The 22372-nt window shown below is 64.9% G+C and carries 20 protein-coding genes and 1 pseudogene; 4 read left to right on the top strand and 17 right to left on the bottom strand.

What is annotated here, in order from left to right:
* Positions 1–18: 18 nt before the first annotated feature.
* From WD006_RS28170 to WD006_RS28150, 5 genes are all read right to left on the bottom strand, one after another.
* Complete coding sequence (locus WD006_RS28170) at positions 19–1887, bottom strand: acyclic terpene utilization AtuA family protein (RefSeq protein WP_029307914.1); 1869 nt, start codon at positions 1885–1887, stop codon at positions 19–21.
* Entirely contained in the window at positions 1884–3881 is a 1998-nt protein-coding gene (locus WD006_RS28165) for an acetyl/propionyl/methylcrotonyl-CoA carboxylase subunit alpha (protein WP_375199124.1), read from the bottom strand. The genes WD006_RS28170 and WD006_RS28165 overlap by 4 nt, the downstream gene beginning before the upstream one ends.
* A 28-nt stretch (positions 3882–3909) precedes the next feature.
* Positions 3910–4743 carry an enoyl-CoA hydratase/isomerase family protein gene (locus tag WD006_RS28160; RefSeq protein WP_029307916.1) on the bottom strand — a complete coding sequence of 278 codons (834 nt, stop codon included), beginning with the start codon at positions 4741–4743 and terminating at the stop codon, positions 3910–3912.
* 8 nt (positions 4744–4751) lie between these two features.
* Positions 4752–5918: an acyl-CoA dehydrogenase family protein gene (locus WD006_RS28155; RefSeq protein WP_011516456.1), complete on the bottom strand. Its 1167-nt coding sequence runs from the start codon at positions 5916–5918 to the stop codon at positions 4752–4754.
* Positions 5919–5987: 69 nt separating this feature from the next.
* Complete coding sequence (locus WD006_RS28150) at positions 5988–7607, bottom strand: acyl-CoA carboxylase subunit beta (protein WP_029307917.1); 1620 nt, start codon at positions 7605–7607, stop codon at positions 5988–5990.
* A 172-nt stretch (positions 7608–7779) separates the two neighbouring features.
* Here WD006_RS28150 and WD006_RS28145 point away from each other — a divergent pair, with 172 nt between their 5' ends.
* The gene (locus WD006_RS28145) at positions 7780–8538 is read left to right on the top strand and encodes an IclR family transcriptional regulator (protein WP_029307918.1); all 759 of its coding nucleotides are present in this window, start codon (positions 7780–7782) and stop codon (positions 8536–8538) included.
* A gap of 25 nt (positions 8539–8563) precedes the next feature.
* Here WD006_RS28145 and WD006_RS28140 read toward each other — a convergent pair whose 3' ends face one another.
* The 4 genes from WD006_RS28140 to WD006_RS28125 all read right to left on the bottom strand — a co-directional run bounded on the left by WD006_RS28140 (position 8564) and on the right by WD006_RS28125 (position 13265).
* Positions 8564–9547, bottom strand: coding sequence for a tripartite tricarboxylate transporter substrate binding protein (locus WD006_RS28140; protein ID WP_029307919.1), 984 nt, complete (start codon positions 9545–9547; stop codon positions 8564–8566).
* A gap of 214 nt (positions 9548–9761) precedes the next feature.
* Positions 9762–11408 carry a fatty acid--CoA ligase gene (locus WD006_RS28135; RefSeq protein WP_029307920.1) on the bottom strand — a complete coding sequence of 549 codons (1647 nt, stop codon included), beginning with the start codon at positions 11406–11408 and terminating at the stop codon, positions 9762–9764.
* 17 nt (positions 11409–11425) lie between these two features.
* Entirely contained in the window at positions 11426–12274 is an 849-nt protein-coding gene (locus WD006_RS28130; RefSeq protein ID WP_011516450.1) for a TauD/TfdA dioxygenase family protein, read from the bottom strand.
* A gap of 10 nt (positions 12275–12284) precedes the next feature.
* Positions 12285–13265 (bottom strand): quinone oxidoreductase family protein, encoded by a 981-nt coding sequence (locus WD006_RS28125; protein ID WP_011516449.1) that lies wholly within the window; start codon positions 13263–13265, stop codon positions 12285–12287.
* A gap of 206 nt (positions 13266–13471) precedes the next feature.
* Here WD006_RS28125 and WD006_RS28120 point away from each other — a divergent pair, with 206 nt between their 5' ends.
* Positions 13472–14473, top strand: a complete 1002-nt coding sequence (locus WD006_RS28120) for an AraC family transcriptional regulator (RefSeq protein WP_029307921.1) — start codon at positions 13472–13474, stop codon at positions 14471–14473.
* 59 nt (positions 14474–14532) lie between these two features.
* A complete protein-coding gene (locus WD006_RS28115; RefSeq protein WP_029307922.1) occupies positions 14533–14892 on the top strand; it encodes a hypothetical protein in 360 nt (119 codons plus the stop codon).
* Positions 14893–14896: 4 nt separating this feature from the next.
* Here the strand turns inward: WD006_RS28115 and WD006_RS28110 are convergent, their stop codons facing one another.
* Genes WD006_RS28110 through WD006_RS28085 form a run of 6 tightly spaced genes read right to left on the bottom strand, consistent with a single transcriptional unit; the run spans position 14897 to position 20612 of the window.
* Positions 14897–15346 (bottom strand): potassium channel family protein, encoded by a 450-nt coding sequence (locus WD006_RS28110; RefSeq protein WP_011516446.1) that lies wholly within the window; start codon positions 15344–15346, stop codon positions 14897–14899.
* 16 nt (positions 15347–15362) lie between these two features.
* Positions 15363–16427 carry a DUF2955 domain-containing protein gene (locus WD006_RS28105; protein ID WP_011516445.1) on the bottom strand — a complete coding sequence of 355 codons (1065 nt, stop codon included), beginning with the start codon at positions 16425–16427 and terminating at the stop codon, positions 15363–15365.
* Positions 16417–17553, bottom strand: a complete 1137-nt coding sequence (locus WD006_RS28100) for an HlyD family secretion protein (protein WP_011516444.1) — start codon at positions 17551–17553, stop codon at positions 16417–16419. The genes WD006_RS28105 and WD006_RS28100 overlap by 11 nt, the downstream gene beginning before the upstream one ends.
* Complete coding sequence (locus tag WD006_RS28095) at positions 17550–19109, bottom strand: efflux transporter outer membrane subunit (protein WP_011516443.1); 1560 nt, start codon at positions 19107–19109, stop codon at positions 17550–17552. Before WD006_RS28095 ends, WD006_RS28100 begins: the two co-directional genes overlap by 4 nt.
* Before the next feature lie 2 nt (positions 19110–19111).
* A complete protein-coding gene (locus tag WD006_RS28090) occupies positions 19112–20278 on the bottom strand; it encodes an AI-2E family transporter (protein WP_011516442.1) in 1167 nt (388 codons plus the stop codon).
* A 49-nt stretch (positions 20279–20327) separates the two neighbouring features.
* Positions 20328–20612 carry a hypothetical protein gene (locus tag WD006_RS28085; RefSeq protein ID WP_224446076.1) on the bottom strand — a complete coding sequence of 95 codons (285 nt, stop codon included), beginning with the start codon at positions 20610–20612 and terminating at the stop codon, positions 20328–20330.
* 177 nt (positions 20613–20789) lie between these two features.
* Here WD006_RS28085 and ppk2 point away from each other — a divergent pair, with 177 nt between their 5' ends.
* Positions 20790–21608 carry a polyphosphate kinase 2 gene (gene ppk2, locus WD006_RS28080; protein ID WP_011516440.1) on the top strand — a complete coding sequence of 273 codons (819 nt, stop codon included), beginning with the start codon at positions 20790–20792 and terminating at the stop codon, positions 21606–21608.
* Between the two features lie 77 nt (positions 21609–21685).
* Here ppk2 and WD006_RS28075 read toward each other — a convergent pair whose 3' ends face one another.
* Entirely contained in the window at positions 21686–22072 is a 387-nt protein-coding gene (locus tag WD006_RS28075) for a hypothetical protein (RefSeq protein WP_029307925.1), read from the bottom strand.
* A 36-nt stretch (positions 22073–22108) separates the two neighbouring features.
* Positions 22109–22372: pseudogene (locus WD006_RS28070) on the bottom strand (hypothetical protein); the annotation flags it as partial.

Raw genomic sequence — 22372 nt, 5'->3', positions numbered from 1 at the left:
CTGGTCTTGTCGCTGTTGTCACATACCGGCGCCAGTCGCCTCGTTCATTCCACGTCGTCCGACTTCCTCTGCCCAGGCAATGGGCACCGACAGCGGAAAATCGAGCAGCATCTGCGCGAAGCTCTTGCCCAATGGGTCGGATCGCAGGCTCGCCACGCCACCACCGGCAAGCGCGTCGTGCATCAGGAAATTCAGCGCATTCAGCCCGGGTACCTCAAAACACTCCACCTCACCCGCCACAAGATGCGAGAAGTACTGACCGACGGCCTTCGGCGTCAGTTGCTGGCGCAACAACGCCAGATACTCGGGCTTGCGCGCAATCACGCCGATGTTCTCGTCATCGCCCTTGTCACCACTGCGCGCGCACGCCAGCGCCACCAGCGGGCATGTCACGCGTGGGCCGTCAGGGATTGGGGCGGTGGTTAGCGCCACAGGCGCAGCCTGTGGTGCGCCCATTTCGGCGGCGATGCTCAGGGCCACGCGGCGGTTGTCGAGTTCGACCGTCATTGGCACCGCATCCTTCGGCACAAGAAACGAGAAGACCTTGACCACCGGCTGAATATCTACGCGTCCCGAGAACGACGAACGCGTGCCGGCAGCCATCGACGTGCCGGCGGAAGCGCATTCGCGCTGCAGGATGGCCAACGCCTTTGCCCGAGGGTGCCGGGCGCCGATGCGCAATACCACTTCGCGCGTGGGTAACTCGCGCGCATGGGGGCCGTAGTGCGATTCGCAGCCAAGCAGTTCGACGATGGTCGCGCTGTAGTCGCCGAACCCCTGCTCGGCCATCATGCGGCGCGTGCGTGCAAGCAGCGCTTCGGCGGTACGTCGGGCCTTGGCCGGCGCGTCGATGCCGCGAATCGCCATCATCGGGCTGATCTGGTAGCCATCCTGCCAGGTGGCATTGGCCTTGTAGTGCGTGCCCGGCGGACGCCCCCGTGCGCCATGCACGCGAACATGCTCTTCGTCGATGACCTCGACATGCACCTGGCGGAAATCGCAGGTCACGTCCGGCATCAGGTAGTTGGCTGGATCACCGACTTCGTACAGGATCTGTTCGGATACGGCCAGCGGATCGATCAGGCCGCCGGTGTCGTCGGGCTTCGACAGCACGAAGCTACCATCCTCCGCGCAATCGATGACAGGGTAGCCAATGCGGTCCCAGTCGGACACGCGTTCCCAGTCAGTGAACAGCCCCCCCGTGGCCTGCGCTCCGCACTCGATAACGTGCCCGGCGAGCGTGCCAGCCGCGAGCCTGTCCCAGTCGTCCCAGCCCCAATCGAACTCATGCGCCAGTGCGCCCACCACCACCGCGCTATCCACGCAACGGCCGGCGATCACGATGTCGGCCCCCATTTCGAGCGCTCTCGCGATGCCCTGCGCCCCGGTGTACACGTTCGCGGACCATGGCTCGGTGGTTGGCACGGCGCTACCGTCCAGTTGTGTCATTCCCGCATCGCACCAGCCCGGGAATGCGGCTCCCACATCGTCCCCAGTGACCACGGCAATCTTCGGCGACAGACCCTGTTGCGCGGCAACCTTGAGCAACGCGTCGCGACAGCCCTGCGGATTCAGCCCACCTGCATTGGCGATGACGCGCACGCCCCGCTCCAGGATGGCGGCCAGATGGGGCGCGATCGCGGCGTGAACGAAGTCGGTGGCGTAACCCAGGGACGGATCCTTGGCGCGGGCACGCGCCAGGATCGACATCGTGGTTTCGGCCAGATAGTCATACACCAGGTACTGAAGTCCGGGCGCCGTCAGCAACTGGGGCGTGGCGGTGGCCGAGTCGCCCCAGAAACCGCTTGCGCCACCGATGCGGACCGTGCGGGGCAGGCTCCGGCTGGTTTCCATACCCGGGCGGCCGGTGGCGGAGGCGCGTTTCATGCCTTGCCCTCCGCTGCTTCCTCAGCAACCACGCGCACCAGCAGAGTGCCGGCGCTGGCCTGTCCGCCAGCGCGTGCCGACAATTCCGAGACGACGCCGGCGAACGGGGCGACGAGCGTGTGTTCCATTTTCATCGCTTCCAGCACAACCAGCGACTGGCCCGCCTCCACACGATCACCTTCCGCCACGTTGACGGCCACGATCCGGGCGGTCAGCGGCGCGGTGAGCGCGCCCGATGACTCCCCTTCCGTATTTCGACGACGCGGGTCGTGTCGGGTGAAGCGCCAGGCCCGGCCGTCGGCAAACAGATGTATTGCCAGATCGTCGTCAGCATGGAGAACAGGCCGAGCCATACCGTCGCACTCGATCCATGCCGCCCCGTCAGCCGCATGGTCGCGGAGCATCCGCACGTGGACTGGCTGCGCGCCCGTCTCTCCGCGCGCGCTGACGGTAACGCGCCAGCCTTCTTCTGTCGCCTGCACTGCCGAGTCCCACGGTCTTCCTTCCGCGTGCAGTCTCACCGACGTTGTCATTCGCGATAGCGCGACGGGCTCGCTCCGCGACAACTGACCAGATGCCGCCAGTGCGGCAATGGCAACCACATGACTGGATGGTTCGGTGGGTTGCAACGACGCCTGCATATGCGCGTCGACGAAGCCCGTGTGCACGTCATTGCCAGCGAACGCCGCACTGGCAAGGCACGACGCCAGGAACGGCTGGTTCGATGGCACGCCGAGCAGCACGCAGTCCTGCACCGCTCGCAACAGCTTCTGACGCGCTTCCTCGCGTGTGCGCCCATGGGCCACGAGCTTGGCGATCATCGAGTCATAGTGCGTGGGGATAGTGCCCCCGGTTTCCAGCGCATGGTCGACACGCACGTCGTGGCCCGACTCCGGGGCGCGCCAGCGCAGCACCGGACCGCCCTGGGGAAGAAATCCTGCAGGCACGTCCTCGGCCGTCAGGCGCACTTCGATCGCGTGGCCGTCGAACGTCACCTGATCCTGCGTCGCTGGCAGCGTTTCGCCCGCGGCAACTTGCAGTTGCCATGCCACGAGGTCGAACCCGGTGATAGCCTCGGTCACCGCGTGTTCCACCTGCAACCGGGTGTTCATCTCCATAAAGTAGAAGTTGGCGTCGGCATCGAGCAGAAACTCCATCGTGCCGGCTCCCACGTAGCCAATGGCCCGTGCCGCCCGCACGGCTGCCTCGCCCATCCTGCCGCGCAGCGCGGGCGATACCGCCGGCGATGGGGCTTCCTCGATCACCTTCTGGTGGCGGCGCTGCACCGAGCAATCGCGCTCGCCAAGGTGGATCACATTGCCATGCGCGTCGGCAAAGATCTGAATCTCGACGTGGCGTGGTCGGATGACGGCGCGTTCCAGGATCAGCTCATCGTTGCCGAACGCCGTCGCGGCTTCCGACCGCGCACTGGCGAGCGCCGCGGGTAACGCAGCGGCATCGGGCGCCAGTCGCATGCCTCGTCCGCCGCCACCTGCTGCAGCTTTGACCATGAGCGGAAAGCCGATGCGCCCGGCTTCTGCCAGCAAGGTCTTGTCGTCCTGCGCCTCGCCCTGATAGCCGGGCACGCACGGCATGTCCGCGGCCAGCATCAGGCGCTTGGCCTCGGCCTTGTTGCCCATGGCACGGATGGCGCTGGCCGGCGGACCGACGAAGACCAGTCGGGCTTCGGTCACGGCGTCGGCGAACTCGGCGTTCTCGGCCAGGAAGCCATAGCCCGGATGGACGGCATCGGCACCAGCGTTTCGCGCGGCAGCGATGATGGCTGCAATGTTGAGGTAAGACTCACGCGGCGCGGCAGCACCGATGCACACGGCCCGATCCGCGCTGGCCACATGCTGGCTGTGGCGGTCGGCCTCGGAGTAGACGGCAACGGTGCCAAGCCCAAGTCGGCGGGCCGTCCGCATGATGCGGATGGCGATCTCGCCCCGGTTGGCCACGAGCACGGTATGGAAGGGTCGGCAGGAAGCTGACATGGAATGCTCTCTGGAAAGTTCCTCGCGTTCAGGCGTCTGTCGATTGCGCGGCGCATACGATGCCGGCATCAAATCGCGTGACCCAGCGCGCTTCGCGCTTTTCGCGGAAGGCCGCGATGCCTTCTGTGCCTTCGGTGCGCATGCACTGGGCAAACTGATGCGATGCGTCATCAAGCAGGCTGTCCACCGGCGTCTGGCCACATCTGGCGACCAATGCCTTGAACTGTCGGTTGGCGTGTGGCCCGCAGCGGCCAATGCGGGTCAGCCACTCGGCAATCAGTTCGTCCAGTCCGGCGGCGTCATCGGCCAACTGGTCCACGAGCCCGACTGCCTCTGCCGCCACGCCGTCCAGACGCTCGCCGGTCAGGCCCAGGCGCCGTGTCAGCGCGGCGCCGAGACGGCCGACGACGAACGGTGCGATCTGCGCGGGAATGATGCCCAGCGAGGTTTCCGACAAGGCGAACCGCGCCGCGCGCGTTGCGAGCACAACGTCTGCGGCACATGCCATGCCCATGCCGCCGCCCATCGCCGGCCCGTCCACGGCCGCGATCACGGGTATCGGGAGTGCCGCCAGCCGTGTCATGAAATGACCGAACTGGCGGTTGCGCGCGGCAACCGGGTCTTCGTGGCCAACATCGGCGTCAAGCCGCGCCTGGAAATTGCCGACGTTGCCTCCCGCGCTGAAGGTTCCACCCGCACCGCGCAGCACCAGCGCGCGGATGCCGACGTCGGCTTCAGCCTGCGCCACGATGTCCGTCAGCACGGCGACCACTTCCGGAGCGAGCGCATTGCGCGTGGCCGGGATGTTGAGCGTGGCGAACAACACGCCCTCCACGCAACGTACGATGACTGGGTTGGTCATGGCTCTTCTCAGCGGTCGTGGCGGGACATCAGCCCCATCTGCTTGGCGATAACTTGCAGCATCACCTCGTCGGCGCCACCACCGATCGATCCAAGCCGGAAATCCCGATAGGCGCGATTGGCGTGGTTGTCCCACGTGTAACCCATGCCGCCCTGGAACTGGATGCACCAGTCGGCAATTTCGCGCGACAGGCGTCCCGCTTTCAGCTTGGCCATCGACGCCAGTTCCACCACATCCTCGCCCTGGATATAGGCTCGCGTCGCCACGTGAACCAGCGCGCGCAGCGATTCGAGTTCGGTCTTCAGTTCGGCGAGCTTGAACTGGATGTACTGGTTGTCGAGCAGTGGCTTGCCGAACGCCACGCGCTGGCGGAGGTAGTCGGCGGTCTCCTCGATCAGCGCGCTGCACGCCAGCCGACGGGCCGCGCCGTTCAGGCGCTCCTCCTGGAACTGTTTCATCTGATAGATGAATCCCATGCCCTCATCGCCAATACGGTTGCGCGCCGGCACGCGTACGTCATCGAAGAAGATCTGGGCGGTGTCCGAGCACCACATGCCCATCTTGCGGATCTTCTGCACTTCCACGCCACGCACGAGTCGGCCGTTTTCCCTCAACGGCACGATGATCAGCGACTTGTTCTTGTGGACCGGCCCGTCTGACGTGTTGCAAAGCAGGCAGATCCAGTCGGCCTGCGTGCCGTTGGTGATCCACATCTTGGAGCCGCTGATCACGTAATCGTCGCCGTCGCGACGTGCGCGTGTCTTCAGCGACGCGACGTCGGAGCCCGCTCCGACTTCCGACACGCCGATGGAGACCACCATCTCGCCGGCGATGGCAGGTGCCAGGAATTCACGCTTGAGCGCGTCAGTGCCGAATGCCGCCAATGCAGGCGTGGCCATGTCGGTTTGCACGCCGATACCCATCCCAACACCTTGTGCGCGCGCATGGCCCAGGGCTTCGGCGGCGGCGACGGCGTACGAGAAATCCAGACCCAGCCCACCGTATTCCACGGGCTTGGTGATGCCAAGGAATCCAAGCTCGCCCATCTTCCGGAATAGCGCGTGGGCGGGAAACGTCTCCGCTGCTTCCCATTCGTCGACGAACGGGTCGATTTCGGCCGCGACGAACCGGCGAATACTGTCCATGATGCTGCGGTGGTCCTGGGTATAAAGCATCTGTGTCTCCGGGGTACCCTGTTTGTTCAGATCTGATGAGGCGCGAAAGCGTTGGAAGCGTCGGAAGCGTCAGAAACGCGCAACGCCGAACTGCATCGCGCGGGGTGTGCGGGCGGCGGCTTCTCGCGCGGTGGCCAGCACAAAGGCCAGCACCGCGCGCGTGTCGCGTGGGTCGATCACACCATCGTCCAGCAGCAACCCGCTGGTGACGAACGCGCTGCCCTGACGCTCGAAGTTGGCGACGATCTCGGCGGTCTGCGCGGCCAGCGCCGCCTCGTCCACGGGCACGCCCTTGCGCGCGGCCTGCTGGCGGGCCACGATTTCGAGTGTCATCGCGGCCTGCTCTCCGCCCATGACGGCCGTGCGCGCGTTGGGCCACGAGAAGCAAAAGCGCGGATGGAAGCCACGGCCGCACATGCCGAAGTTGCCGGCGCCGAAGCTCGCGCCGCAGTACAGCGTGACGTGTGGAACGGTGGAGTTGGACAACGCCTGAATCATCTTCGAGCCGTGCTTGATCATGCCGGCCTCCTCCGATGCCTTGCCGACGATGAAGCCCGTGGTGTTCTGCAGAAACACGATCGGTGTGCCGGACTGGTTGCAGGCCTGAATAAACTGCGCGGCCTTGGTCGCGCCAGCCGGATCGATCGGGCCATTGTTGGCGATAAAGCCGACGGCATGGCCTTCGATGCGGGCATGACCGCAGACCGTGCCTGGCCCATAGTCGGGCTTGAACGGCAGCCAGGCGGAGTCATCTACCAGCCTGGCGATAACCTCGCGCATATCGACCGGACGCTTGTGATCCAGGGTCATGACACCTTCGAGCTCGGCCGCAGGGAGCGTCGGCGTCCGCGCAGGCCGTGGCGGCGTCTGATCCACGCGAGGCCAGTCGAGGCTGGCGACGATGTCGCGTGCCGTGGCAATGGCGTGTTCGTCGTCCTCGGCCAGATACTCGGCCAGACCGCTGACGGTGGCGTGTAGATCCGCGCCACCCAGTTCTTCGTCGGTGGCAATCTCGCCGGTGGCGGCTTTGAGCAGTGGCGGGCCGGCCAGGAAGGCGCGGGCGCGCTTGCGGACCATCACGACGTAATCGGACAGGCCCGGCATGTACGCCCCGCCGGCCGTGGACGAGCCGTGGACCACCGTAATGACCGGTAGCCCCGCTGCCGAGAGCCGCGCCAGGTTGTAGAAGATCGTGCCGCCTCGCACGAATTTGTCGACCCTGTACTTGCGCAGGTTCGCGCCGGCCGACTCCACGAGATGGACCAGCGGCAACCGGTTCTCCAGCGCGATGTCCTGACAGCGCATCAGCTTCAGGTTGCCGGCCTCGGTCATGGCGCCGGCGTCGATGCCTGAATCCGTGGCCAGCACCATGCAGCGCACGCCGCACACAAAGCCGATTCCAGCCACCAGCGAGCCGCCGGGAATCGACGTATCGGGATTCGGATCGTCCAGCCCATATCCCGCAAGCGTGGCCAGCGGCAGGAATGGCGCGCCGGGGTCGAGCAGACAGGCAACTCGCTCGCGCGGCAGCAGCGCCCCGCGTTTCTGAAAGCTTGAGCGAGCACGCGACGAGGCGTCGACGGCTCGCTGTTCCAGCGCGCGCAGCCGGTCTGTCAGCGCCTGCATGCCAGCACGCTGCGTGGCAAAGGTATCCGAGGTGGGGTCAATCCGGGTATCGATGGGAATCATGGTGGGAGACCGGCTGGCGTCCGATAGCGCGTGTTGGCTTGACGGGTTATATGAAGTGAATCCATTGCAATCCACCCTTCACCGCCGGACAACCACAACGGGCGTCCTTGTGCATAATGTGCACAACTTAGGTATTAACCCTGCAACCCACTCTCGCCCTGCCGGTCTCCTTATGCCCTCGAGCGCCAAAGCGGATGCCCCCCTGCCCCAACCCGGTGTGCAAAGCCTGGCACGCGCCTTTGCGCTGCTGCACCTGCTGGGCACACACCACGACCCGGGATTGACCCTGCCTGAGCTTGCCACGCTGGCGAATATCGATCGCACTACCGCGCATCGCATGATCCGTTTCCTTGAGACGGCGGGATACGCTGAGCGCGAACCGGCCGGCAAGCGCTATCACCTGGGCAGCGCGGCCATGGCGTTGGGCCTGCGGGCAATGAACCGACCGCCTCCCGATAGCCGTATCGTCACGCGGATGAAGGCGGTGGCGCGTTTGACTGGCGACGCGGTGTTCCTGATTGGGCGTCTAGGCGACCACGGACATTGCCTGCACACCGAGGAAGGCGCGCATCGCATCAAGACCTTTGATCTGTTGACTGGCACGTCGCGGCTGCTGGGTCAGGGCACGGCGAGCATGGCGCTGATGGCAAGGCTGGATAACGACGAAATCCGGAAGCACTACAACCGGCATCGGGCGGAGTACGAGCAAGGTGGATTGAGCCTGCTGGCACTGTTGCGCGGCGTGGACCGCAGCCGCAAACTCGGTTATGTGCTGGCCGGTGCCGGCGGGGTGGCCGGCGTGGGCTACCTGTTGCCACTGGCGCTGGAGGGCGACCTGGCAGTCAGCGTCGTGTCCGCCGCGTCACGGATGCCCGTGTCGCGACGTCACGAGATCGGCGCGTTATTGCAGGCGACATTCGGCGCGGATTAAGCCCCGAAGCCGCCAATGACCCCGCTTACTGGTTCTTCATCGCCTCGGCCAGTCGCGCGATGATCTCGCCCTCGCTCCTGAATGCCTTCTGCGCATAGGCGGTGTACTGCTCGGGATTCATGTAGTTGCTGACCATGCCGTACTGGCGGGTTACGTTCAGGAACTTCGGGTCCTTCAGCGCATTGCGGAAGGCCTCGTCCAGCCGCTTCACGACCGCGGGCTTCATGTTTGCCGGGCCGACGATGCCGAACGGCGAGTTCGACCACACCGGATAGCCGATCTCTTTCAGCGTCGGCGCATTGGGGAAGTCCGCGGCGCGCTTCTCCGACAGCGTCGCCAGCACGCGCATCTGCCCACCCTGCACGTAGGGCAGCAGCGTGTTCGATAGCACCGCCACATCGGACGAACCGCTCAGCAGCGCGGTGATCGCCTCGGCGTCGCCCTTGTACGGGACGTGGGTCCAGTTCGATTGCGACACCCGCGCCAGTTCGGAAATGGTCAGGTGCTGGCTGCCATAGATGCCGGTGGTGCCATAGCTGATGCCTTTCTTGTTGGCCTTGGCTTCGGCGATCAGCTCCTGCATGGTCTGCCACTTCGCGTCCTTCTTCACGGCTACCGCGAAGTTGTAGTCCGCGATCATGGAGATGTACGTCAGGTCCTTGAGCGGGTCATAGCGCATCTTCTGCACATGCGGCAGGCGAAAGATCACCACGGGCGCCATGCTGAGCGTGTAGCCGTCCGGTTCAGTGGTGGCCAATTGCGTGGCGCCGAGCGTGCCACTGACCCCGGGCTTGTTCTCCACCACGATCGACTGGCCCAGCTCACGGCCGGCCGCGTCGGCAAGCGCGCGTGTCACCTGATCGGTGACGCCGCCCGCGCCGTAAGGCACGATGAGCCGGATCGGCCGGGTTGGGAACTCGTCGGCGGCCAGCGCCGGCGTGCCAAGGGAAGCCGTCAGTGCCAGGCCGGTGGTGGCCAGCACGACACGGAATAAGCGACGTCGTTGCATGAAGGTGTCTCCTGATTTGTCTGCCGGATCTGTCATGTCCAGTCTGCGAGGTTGTCCGCACAGTATGACAATGCCGCCACGGCGCCGACCATCAGGAATTGGAGAATACCGGTCGCATATCCACCGATTTCATCGTCTACATGCACGGGTTGCATGTCGCCAAATAAAAAAACGCCCCGCAGTGCGGGGCGCTCCCTAACTCCATGCCCTACCCTCAGGCTGCTTTGTTCCCCCGTAGCAGCTTCTTGTCAATTTTGCCAACGCTGGTCTTCGGAATCTCGGCCACAAAGGCGATCCGATCGGCTTCAGGTACCGCGAACTTGCTCAGGCGCTGGGCCGAGACATGGTTCATCAGCTCCGCGCGAATGTCCTCGGCGCCCACTTCCGAATCCGGTTGCCGCACCACGAAGGCCATCGGCCGCTCGCCCCAGCGCGCGTCGGGCACGCCAATCACGGCGCACTCCCGCACGCCTGGCACGCGCGTGACCAGGTTCTCGATCTCGATCGACGAGACCCACTCGCCACCGGTCTTGATGACGTCCTTGAGGCGATCCACGATCTGCACGAAGCCGTTCTCGTGCACGACCGCGACGTCCTGCGTGTGCAGGTACCCGTCGGCCCAGAGTTCTTCCGACGCACTCGGCTTGCGGAAGTAACTGCGGGTCAGGTATGGCGCGCGCAGCACGATCTCGCCCTGGCTTTGGCCGTCGCGCGGCAGTTCCCGCATGTCCGTCCCCACGACGCGGAAGTCTGCCAGCGGCACCGGCCGGCCCGTCGAGCAGCGCAGGCGGACTTCTTCCTCGCGGCTGGCCGGCTGGTATCCCGGCGGCAACTGCGCCAGCGCCACGATCGGCCCGGTTTCGGACATGCCGTAGCCGGCAAAGATGTCGATGCCCCGCTCCAGCGCGGCCTCGCACAAGGACGGTGGCAGCGCCGAACCGCCGATGATGATCTTCCAGCCGCTCAGGTCCTGTCCGCCTGCCTCTGCGGCGTGCAGCAGCATCTGCAGGATTGTCGGCACGCAGTGCGAGAACGACACCTTTTCCTGGGCGCGCAGCTTCAGCAGCATTTCGGGCGCGTAGCGGCCCGGCAGGACCGTGCGCAGGCCCAGCGTGATCGCAACATACGGGATGCCCCACGCCATCACATGGAACATCGGCGTGATCGGCATATACACGTCCTCGCGATGCATGCGCTGGCCTTCGCGCGGCGAGCACAGGCTGGCCGTCGCGGTCAGCGTATGCAGCACGATGTCGCGATGGCTGTAGCACACGCCCTTGGGGTCGCCCGTGGTGCCTGTCGTATAGAACGTGGCGGCCTTCGTGCGCTCGTCAAACTCCGGAAACTCAAATTCCGGCGAGGCGGCGCCGACCAGTGCCTCGTACTCGCCGGCGAACGGGATAGCCGTGTCGGGCACGGTCTGTCCGTCTGCCATCAGCACGAAGCGTGGCTTGCACGTGAGCTTGTCCCGGATCTGGTCGATCACGGGCACGAAGTCCGGATGCACCAGCACGACATCCGCACCCGCGTCATTCAGCGTGTACAGGATCTGCTGCGGCGACAGGCGAACGTTGACCGTGAAGAGCGTAGCGCCCATCATCGGCACGCCGAAATAGCACTCCAGGTAGCGGTGGCTGTCCCAGTCCATCACGGCCACCGTGGAGCCGTGCTGCACGCCGAGGGCCGAAAGCGAATTGGCCAGCTTTCCCACGCGCTCGCGGAATTCGCGATAGGTGTAGCGCAGCTCGCCGCGGTAGCTGATCTCCTGGTCGCCATACAGGCTCATGGCGTTGATCAGGAGCTGCTTGATCAGCAGCGGGTATGCGTAGGCCGAACGCGCGGAAACGATCAGGTTCTCCATATTGACTCCGGTACTGCTCAGAACGGCACGCTGCCGATAATGCCCGCGCGCTCCATCTTGCGATAGCAAGGCGGATAGTCCATCACGGCGTAATGCTGTGTGGCGGTGTTGTCCCAGATCGCCACGCTATTGGGCTGCCAGCGCCAGCGCACCTGGTACTCAGGGATATAGGCCTGCGAGATCAGATAGCGCAGCAGGTCCGTCGCGCCCGGGTTGCCATCCTGACCAAAGCGCACGCGCGCTGGGGTGTGGTAGTTCGTGAAGTGCGTGGTGAAGGCGTTCACGTAGAGGATCTTCTCGCCGGTGTCCGGATGGGTGCGGACCACGGGGTGCTCGGCATCGGGATAGCGCTCCTTGAGCGCCAGCCGCTTCTCGATCGGCATCACGGCACCGAAGCTGGCTTCGATGCTGTGGCGCGCGCGCAGGTCGGCGATCTGGGACTTGATATGGTCGGGCAGGTTCTCGTATGCGAGGGCCATGTTCGCCCACATCGTGTCGCCGCCCACGGGCGGGCATTCCACGCACCGCAGCACTGCGCCGAACTGCGGGGCCTCGCGCCAGGTGGTGTCGGAGTGCCACGCGTTCTCGTAGCGGTCGTTCGGCTGGTCCGGCGACTTGTAGATGCGGACCAGGCCCGGATGCTCCGGATCGCTGCCCGCCACTGGGTGATCCTCGAGTTCGCCGAAGCGGCGCGCGAACGCAACATGCTCGGCGCGGCTGAAGGTCTGGTCGCGCAGGAACACCACGCGGTGTTTCAGTAGCTGCGCGCGGATTTCGGCGAACAGATCGTCGCTCTTGATCGCGTCAGCCAGGTTGACGCCAACCAGTTCGGCACCGATGGCACAGGTCAGTGGTTTGACTTGCATGGCAGTCTCCTCAGACGACGAAAATCGACGAACCGGTGGTCTTGCGCGATTCCAGGTCGCGGTGAGCCTGCACGGCGTCTTCCAGTGCGTAGCGCTGGTTGATCTCGATACGGATGCGGCCGGCACCCACGTGGTCGAACAGTTCGCCGGCCAGTTCCGCCTTTTCGCCCGGGTCCGCGATGTAGTCGGCCAATGCCGGACGCGTCACGTAGACCGAGCCCTTCATGGCCAGCAGTACGGGATCGAACGGTGGGATCGGGCCCGACGCGGTGCCCACGCAGACCAGCAGCCCACGGCGCTTGAGCGAATCGAGCGACGCCATGAACGTGTTCTTGCCGACGCTATCGAACACCACCGTGGCGCCCACGCCATCGGTCAGTTCGCGCACGCGCTTGGCCACGTCCTCGTGGCTGTAGTTGATGATGTGATCGCAACCATGCGCGCGTGCCACCTCGGCCTTGGCCTCGGACGACACGGTGCCGATCACGTTCAGGCCCTGCAGCTTGGCCCACTGGGACACGATCAGACCTACGCCGCCTGCCGCAGCGTGCAGCAGAATCGTATCGCCGCGCTTGAACGCGTAGATGCGGCGCATCAGGTAGGCGGAGGTCAGGCCGCGCATCGTCATTGCGGCGGCGGTCTCGAAGCCGATGTTCTCCGGCAGGCGGATCAGCGGCGCGGCCGGCACCAGACGCTCGGTGCTGTAGGCGCCCAGCGTGTTCAGGAAGCCGGTGTACGTCACGCGATCGCCGACAGCGACGTTGGTCACGTCCGGGCCGATGGCCTGCACCACACCGGAGGCTTCCACGCCCATGCCCGCGGGAAGCGGTACCGGATAGGTACCATTGCGGAAGTATGTATCCGCGTAGTTCAGGCCAACCGCCACGTGGCGAATGCGCACCTGTCCCGGGCCCGGATCACCCACTTCCATGTCTTCGTAGCGAAGGACCTCGGGTCCGCCGGTCTCATACATGCGCACGACTTTTGCCATCGCATCGTCTCCTGTTGTGTGTTGCCGCACGAAGTGTGCCGCCATGTCAGCCAATCTAGATGCCCCGGCTGACTGCCGCTTTGCAATCGCTGCATCCGGCTTTGCATTTCATGCCAACACGGCCTATCATCCACGCCGAGTACGACGCGGCATGGTCCAGGGCACCCCGGGCACGTGACGCGCGAAAAACAAGATGGGAGACAAGCTTGAGAACACTGGTGCGCGCTGCGGCACTGACCAATTTCTTCGAGGTAGCGGCGGCGGAAGGCCTGAACCCACAGCCCTTGCTCCGGCAGGCCGGATTGACACGCGCGCTGCTGACCGATCCCGAGCAACGGGTTCCGGTGGACGCGTGCGCGGTATTGCTGGAGGCCGCGGCGGATGCATCGTCCTGCCTCACCTTCGGGCTGCGCATGGCGGAGTCCCGGCAGTTATCGGATTTCGGCCTGATGAGCCTGCTGATCAGCCAGCAGCCCACGCTGCGTGACGCGCTCGACACGATCATTCGTTACCGTCACCTGGTCAATGAGTCCGTGGCAATCATGGTGGAGTCGGCCGGCAAGGTGGTCATGATCCGGCAGGAGGTGGTGCTCGGCGCGCCTTCCCGACAAGCCACCGAACTGGCCCTGGGCGTGGTGTTTCGCTTGTGCCGCGCCCTGCTCGGTGCGCATTGGCATCCACTCAGCGTCAACTTTACCCATGCCGCGCCGCCCGACCTGCAGGTGCACCGCCGGTTGTTCGGATGCCCACTGGAGTTCGGCAGCGAGTTCAGCGGCATTGTCTGCCTGGCGGCAGACCTCGACGCGCCAAATCCGACCGGCGACCCGGCCATGGCTCGCCATGCGCAGCGACTGGTGGATACCCTGCCCCGTGTGAACGAGGCGTCGATCGGGCGTGAAGTGCGCAATGCGGTGTACCTGATGCTGCCAATGGGTCGCGCCAGCTGCGAGGCCGTGGCCCAGGGGCTGGGCCTGAGCTTGCGGACCATGCAACGGCAACTCGACGAAGCCGGCGAATCGTTCACCGACATCCTGAGCGAGGTGCGCCGCGATCTGGCGCAGCGGTACGTCGGCAACCCGGACTACTCCCTGCTACGCGTTTCGGAATTGCTCGGCTATGGTTCAGCCAGTTCCTTCACGCGATGGTTTTCCACCCAGTTCGGGGAAGCCCCCCTGGCATGGCGCCGGCGCCACAGTGTCAACCGGTGACTTGCACGGCACCATCGAATTCGCCTAGTCTGAGCGTGCGTCGCCACATCGGAGCTACCATGGAAATGCCTAATGCAGTGCTGCTGACCGTTGCCCTCACCCTTGGCCTGCCTGCCGTTGCGCTGGCTCAGTCCACATCGCCCGCCCAGGGCAATGCCGCGGCGGCCATCTCCGATGCCGTACAGGAGGGAGCGAACCCCTATCGTCCGCCTTCGGCGAGCAGCGTCAGCCCCGAGGAAGCCCGCCGGGCGAAGTGCGAGGAGCTCAAGAACCAGTTCGCCGCTGGCGCGCATGGGCCCAACAGCTACACCTCTCCAGGCATGGCCACGCAGAATGCACAGGGTCGCGCGGTGCCCAAGATCGAACGGGACAAGTCGCGAGATGCGCTGGAAGATACCTATCGCGCGAACTGCACGTAAGGGCTCAGGGCTTCGCCTGATCCATCAGCCTGGCCATGTTGCTCTTGATGACATCGAGCACGGCAGCCGTCATCAGTGACGTCGACATGCCGAACATCAGGATGCCGTTGGCTGCCTCGATTGGCCCCAGCATGCGCCAGCGCTCGGACATGACGATATCGCCATAGCCGAGCGTGGCGAAGTTGACGCTGGAGTGATACAGCGCTGGCACGAAGCTCTGGAACTCGCCCAGCATCAGGAACAGCACGGCCCAGATCGCGATCTGCACGATGTTGCAGACCAGCGTCAGCAGCATCACCGCCATCAGCAGCGCGATCTCCATCCATAGCGCCTCGCGCCCTTCCCAGCGTTTGCGATAGCGCGCATAGCGGCGCAGGCAGATCGCCACCACCACGCCTTGCAGGATCAGGCACAACAGCATCACGGGTGCGGCGACCAGCAGGTGTACGCGCATGGGCCTCCTCAGTTTCTTAGATCGTTGTCGATGCCGTGGACACGGTTCGCTGCCGCCGATGGTCGAGCCATCGCAGCATGAATACGCCATAGAGCGACACGCCGATGAACAGTCCCATGCGGACGGCGAACGCATGGTAGACATCCTTGCCTGCCGCGCTGTCTTCCACCGACTGTCCAAGCAGGATGATCATCGTCACCAGGCTGTTGAGCCAGAATCCCGGGGTGGCGCGTGTCGGTCGGATCGCGAAGAGCCGGCGGGCAACCACCAGCGCGAACAGGATCGTCCAGAGAAAGAACATCCACAGATTGACGGACAGGCCAAGCGCGAACCAGAACAAGATCGCAAGTAGCCCGCCAAGCAGCGTGGACCCGAGCAGTTCGGTCGCGGCGCTACGCGCCGTCGTGCAGCTTTGCCGGCCCAGGCTGACGGCCTTCATGACGATGGGCAGGTAGCCGGCCGGATCGGCCATGGCCAGCAGGAAGGCCGGCATGACGACCAGCGTCGCGCGCCACGCCATCCAGTCCGCGTCGCTGGCAACCGGCGCGGGTGGTTTGGCCGCGGGCGTGGCCGTGCCAGGCTCCGGAATCAGCCAATGGCAGACCGCCAACATCACCACGCCGAGCAGCAGCCCCCGGGCCAGCGCGCCAATCACGCTGAGAGCGAGTCCCATGTCGGCGGTGCCGGCCACCGAGATCAGCGCAATGCCTGCCACAAGGAACGTCGACACGAGCCCGTTGCCGCCGCGCAGGCCGTAACGGAAGGCCAGGAACAGGCCGAGCGCGGTCATCAGCACCCCACTCAGCGGCGCGTGCCGCAGGAACGGGATCAGCAGCAGTCCGGTTCCAGTGGTCGCAATGACAAGCAGCGCCAGCGCCAGCCCCGCCTTGGCGGGCAGCGGGCGCCCTACCGTGGCGAACAGGAACACGGCCAGCACGGGCGCAACCATCGGAATCGCCCATTGGAAACCGAAGCTGGTCGCCAGACAGAGCGCGGTGCCGACAGCCAGGCGCAACGCGCGCCGGGACCGCGCCGCGGTTGCGGCAGTGGCGGCGGCCGATGCGCCTGCGTCAGTAGACATAGGACAGCCAGCTCATCAAGCGGATGTACAGCCGGCCCAACGGATTGAGCGGGTTGCCTGAGGTCGGGAACGCCATCACTTCGGCCTGGCCGCCCACGCGCACGCCGCGCAGCGAAGAGAGTTGCCCCGGATCGATATCGACGATCACCGGAAAGCGTTGCGCGGGCCGCAGCCAGTCGCGGCTGTTCTGCACCGTCGGCAGGCTGCCTGGTGGCGGGCTCTGGCCGGTGCTCACGCCGTAGCCAATGCTGCGCACCTTGCCTTCGAGCACCTTGCCCGGCAGCGCGTCGAGTACGATGGCCACGGGCGTGCCCGGCTCTACGTGGCCCAGGTTGTTTTCGGTGAGGTCGGCGGTAATCCAGATATCCTGGATCGCGATCAGCGTCATGACCGGGCTGCCGGCGCCGGCAAAACGGCCGACTTCCGTTTGCAGGTCGGTGACCAGCCCGCCGGTACGCGCCCGGATCTTGGCATTGGACAGATCGAGCTCCGCCTTTTCAACCGCCGCAGCGGCGCTGCGCAGCTTGGCGTTGTTCTCTTCGCTGCCGCCCTGCTGCTCCTTGGCCCGTTCGACCTCGGCGCGGGCCGCGCCGACCTGGCTGACGGCCTGCGTGTGCGTGGCGCGCGCCACCTCCAGCCGCCGCACGGAAACCGTGCCGGGGTCTTCCCGATACAGACGCTCAAGCCGCTCGCTGTCCTGTCGCGCCTTGAGCTCGTTGGCCTGCGCCGCTCGCAGCGATTCGCGCGCGGAATCGATGCCCGCCGTGTTAGCGCCGATCTGCCGGCGCGTGGATTCGAAATCGGCGCGGGCGCGGTCCAGCGCGATCCGGTACTGCTGTGGGTCGACCTCGAACAGCACGGTGCCGACCTCCACATTCTGGTTGTTGTGAACCGGCACCTGGGTGACGCGGCCAGACACTTCTGAAGCCACTGGAATCACGAACGCCTGCACACGCGCCTGCTGGGTATAAGGCGTGAAGCGGTCGGCCAGCAGATACCAGACCAGACTGAGCACGATCGCGATGACGACCCACCGCACCCCTTTTCCCGACGCGTCTCCGGATGCCGCCGGGCCTGGCGAGGCAGGCGGCGTGGCTGGCGCATTCGCATCACTGGCGTCACTCATTGGCGTTGGCTCCCGGTGGCTTTGGCCGTGGTGTTATTGGATGTCGGCGGCGTGCGCGGCGGCTCGTCCAGCAGGTCTCCCCAATCGGTACGCTGCCGCATCTGGTCGCGGGTGGCTGGGTCGACCAACGGCTGCTCGCTGTACCAGCCACCGCCAAGGGCCTTGTAAAGGTCGATCAGGTAGCCAACGGCGTTGCTGCGATTGACCAGATAGGCATCCTGCTGGGCGAACAACGCCCGCTGGGCATCGAGCACGCGCTGGAAGTCGGAGTACCCCTCCTTGAACAGGGTGTTGGCCAGCGTCAGCGAGCGTTCCGCAGAATACGCGGCCTCACGCAGGATTTCTTCGCGTTCGAGTGCCTTGAGCAGGCCGCTGGCCGCATCGTCGGCCTCGCGCGCCGCCACGCGCACGTCGTTCTGGTAGGTGAGGATCAGTTGCTGGAGCCGGGCATCCTGCACGCGCACGTTGTTGTGGATCCGGCCATAGTCGAAGATGTTCCAGCGAAGGCTGGGGCCGCCCACCAGCAGCAGGCCGTTCTGCGTCCCGGGCAGCGAAGTCGCGGACCAGCCGATGCTGCCGACGAGCGTCACCGATGGATACAGGTCCGCCTTCGCCACGCCGATCTGGGCCGACTGCGCCGCGATCTGGAACTCGGCGGCCCGGATGTCCGGTCGGCGCAGCAACAGGTTGGCGGGCACGTCTTGCAGAATCGCCCTATCGATCCGGGGCAACACGCCCTCCTTGCCCGATGCCTCGCCCAACTCGGGAATCGGGCCGGGTGGCCTCCCCAGCAGGATCGCCACGGCGTTGCGCGAGAGCGCAATCTGCCGCTCCAGTTCGGGAATGCTGCTCAATGTGCCGAAGTACTGCGTCTTGGCTTGTTGCAGGTCCAGTTCGTCGCTTTCGCCGGCCTTGAACAATCGCTCGGTGATCTCATAGCTGCGCTTCTGCAGTCGGGCGTTCTCCCGCGCTATCCGCACGCGGGCTTCCGCGGTGCGCAATGCGTAATAGGTCTGCGCGAGTTGTGCGTGAAGCAGTACCAGTACGTTCTCGTGATTCGCCTGGGCCGCGAAGTACGCGGCATCGGCGGACTCGATCGCCCGGGCGAATTTCCCCCAGAAGTCGAGTTCCCAGCCGACATCGACACCCGCGCTGTACTCCCAGACGCGAGCGGTTTGCGCAGTTGGCCCGGATTGGCGGCTGTGAACGTACATGGCATCCGCGCCCGCCTGCTGCATCTGGGGATACCGGCCAGCCAGCGCCATGCCAAGTTGCGCCCGGGCTTCCATGACCCGCAGGCCGGCAATCCGAACCCCGGCGTCATTGGCATCGGCCTCGGTGATCAGGTGTTCGAGCACCGGGTCGTTGAAGACCTGCCACCATTGGCGCATATCCGGTTGGTCACCCGCCTCGCTGGCCTGCCCGATCGCCTCGCTGGTCCATTGGCCGCTCCACGTCTCGTGCTGCGGCTGGAAATCCGGGCCAACGCGCGCGCAGCCGGCGAGCATCGTCGCGGCCAGCATCCAGCAACGGAACACGCGGCCCTGGGGCAACATCGCTATCCGGCAGCCGGACCGCTTTCGGTACGTCCCGACGCCTGGCCACCCTCCACGGCCTCACCACTCGCCACGGCCTCGCCGCCTTCGATGGCTTGCTGCTGGGTGTCTTCCACCCACTGCCAGAACAATTGGTATCCAACCGCGAGCACCACGGGGCCGACGAAGAGCCCGATTACGCCTCCGCTGACCATGCCGCCAAGCGCGCCGATCAACACCACCGGCATCGGCACATCCACACCACGGCCCAGCAGCATCGGCTTGAGCACGTTATCCGCCAGGCCGGCGATGAACACGTAGACGGCGAAGACGATGTTCATGCCGCTGACGCCCTCGGTCGCGATCACGAAGATGATCACGGGAATGGTGATCAGCGTGGCCGGCAACTGCATGATGCCGAGCAGCAGCACCGCCAGCGCCAGCAGCCCTGCCCCCGGCACACCCTTCATAACGAAGGCGACACCGATCAGCAGCATCTGGATGAATGCAATGCCCACCACACCCTGCGCGACCGCGCGCACGGTGGCCGTGCACAGCACGGTAAGGCGGGGGCCGCGCTCTGGCCCGGAGATGCGGGAGGCAATCTGAATCGCGCTGCGCGTGCCGAGTTCGCCGTAGGCCATGAAGATGCCCGCGATCATGAGCGCCGCCACGAAGATCAGCAGCCCGACGCCCACGCCACGCGCTGTGCCGAGCAAGGCCAGCGCCACCACCTTGATCTGTGGCGCCAGCTTTTCAGCCAGCGAGGCGAAGTCGGTGGAGGCCAGGTGCCAGAAGCCGTAGAGTTGCTTGCCCACAAACGGCCAGGCCGCTACCGATTCGGACGGTGGCGGAATCCGGATGTTGCCGCTGCGCGCGATCTCCAATGCGTGTTCGACCGAGTCGATCAATGCAATGCCGAGCAGGCACGAGGGCACGAGAATGATGCAGATGACCAGGAAGACGATCAGGGTGGCCGTGCGGCCCTCTCCATCAAAGATCTTGCCCCGCAGGTACGTCTGCAGCGGATAAAGCGTGATCGCCAGGATCACTGACCACGCCATCAGGCTGATGAACGGCTTGAAGATCTCGAAGCAAGATATCGCCAGCAACAAGATCAGGCCGAAGCGGATATATACGTCGATCAGCGTACGAGAGATCGTAGGGATCGAAAGACGTGTTTGCAGCATCGGCGGCCTCCTTGTGAACCTCTGGCGCGCGCCTTTGCCGCGCCACCTCTCACACGAGCCGGCTCTGGCGCCTGCGCCTCCAGCCAAGGGCAAGCAGGACAGCGCCGACGAACATGGTCACGAAGCAGCCGATCAACCAGTCCCTCGCGAGAACCGTGATGAGGTAGTGCTGCGGCGCTTCTGACAGCTTGAACAAGTGAATCTCGAGACCACGCAGGGCGAAACTGAACAGGTTGACATTCTCTGGCAGCCCGCCCACCGGGTCGCACAGGAATACCCCTGCGAGAGCCGCCCAGAAACCGATAATGATCAGCCAGTATCCAGTCTTGAACATGGTTGAGTACGCTCCCAATGAAAGAGTCAGCCAAGCCCGTGCGCAAAGCAATTGGTCCTTGGGCCAAGCCATGCTTGAGCCAAGCATTGGACCAAAGTCCCTTGCCAAGGTCATGCCCGTATCCGAGATTGATACTTGAGGCAATGGGGCCTGCTGCAAGCGCCGGGAGAAACACTTATGGTAAAGGACTCGCGCCGTACTGACGAGGATTCTGCAATGCAGCAAGACCTTGACTCGAAGACGTACGAGAAGGCGCTGCGCTCGCTGCACGTCGAACTAGTGCACCTGCAGGACTGGGTCAAGGCTACTGGTGCCAAGGTATGCGTCATCTTCGAAGGGCGTGACGGCGCCGGCAAGGGCGGCGTCATCAAGGCCATCACCGAGCGGGTCAGCCCCCGCGTCTTTCGGGTGATCGCCCTGCCCGCTCCCACTGATCGCGAAAAGAGCCAGATGTACGTGCAACGGTACATCCCGCATCTTCCCGCAGCCGGCGAAATCGTGATCTTCGACCGTAGCTGGTACAACCGCGCCGGTGTCGAACGCGTGATGAAATTCTGCGACGAGGAACAGGTGGAGTTGTTCCTGCGCGCCGTGCCGCTGGTGGAACGCGCCATCGTCGGCTCGAACATCCAGCTCATCAAGTACTGGCTCGAAGTCAGCCCCGAAGAACAGACACGCCGCCTTGAGCAGCGCATTCTGGATGGCCGCAAGACGTGGAAGTTGACGGACATGGACCTGAAGTCATACAGCCGCTGGTATGACTACTCGCGTGCGCGGGACGCGATGTTCGAGGCCTCGGATACCGACTTCGCGCCGTGGAATGTCGTACGATCGGATTGCAAGCGACGCGCCCGGCTCAACATCATCAGCCATCTGCTTGCTTCGGTTCCCTACGAGCCAATCCCGCGCAAGAAGGTTACGCTCCCGGACCGGCAGAAGCGCGGCTCCTACAAGGAGCCCGACTACCCCTATCGGTACATCCCGGAGAAATTCTGAGTTCCGGGCGCAAACTGCATCTTCAGGGGCCGCGTTATTGCGGCCCCTGAAGTTTGCGGCATCGGATCTTCAATCCTTCAATCTTTCAGTAGCGTCTTTTTCCAGTTGCCATCCGCCTCCTGGCAGTACCACCCTTCCCAGCGTTCCGACCTGCCATTCTGGCGCAGTTCGCTGCGGATCTTGCGGCAGCGCTTGGCGTTCTCGGTGCGCGTGGTCACGGGCGTGAATGTGCCCTCCGTGGCCTTGGACCGCCCCTCGGCAGGGAGACTGAACGGCACGGTGGCACCATCCTCGGACTCCGACAGCGTCTTGTTGAAGACGCCGCGCAAGGTCGCCATCTGCTGCTTGGCGAGCGTGCCAACGATTGTGCTGCTCAGATAGTTGTCAAAGTACGCGTGGGCGGGCAGCGCGCTGGCAATCAGCACGGCCGCCCCCAGACAACGCAATGCTGCAATGTGCTTCATGACGACAGTTCCGTTCGGGTGCCCGGCATTCGGTGGTTACTTGCCTGCACCTGGGGTTACCGAAACCGCGACAGCCTCGGTGTAGACAGCCTGCACGCGGTCCCCCTTCTTGATGTTCTTCAACTGGTCCGGGTCCTCGACAATCAGGTCGACGACATGGCCCTTCGGTCCCTTGACCGAGACAGTCTTTGCGTCCTTGTTGACCGCGACGACCTGGGCGACCACCGTCACCTCACGGCCAACCGTGCCGCCAGGCTTGGCGCCGGCCTCGGCGCGTTGTTCGATCGGCTTTTCCTGCAT

Source organism: Cupriavidus sp. Met-2 (assembly GCF_049843575.1).
GTDB classification, from domain to species: Bacteria; Pseudomonadota; Gammaproteobacteria; order Burkholderiales; family Burkholderiaceae; genus Cupriavidus; species Cupriavidus metallidurans.
The sequence above is the reverse complement of the archived record's forward strand: the minus strand, read 5'-3'. Positions and strand labels throughout refer to the sequence as shown.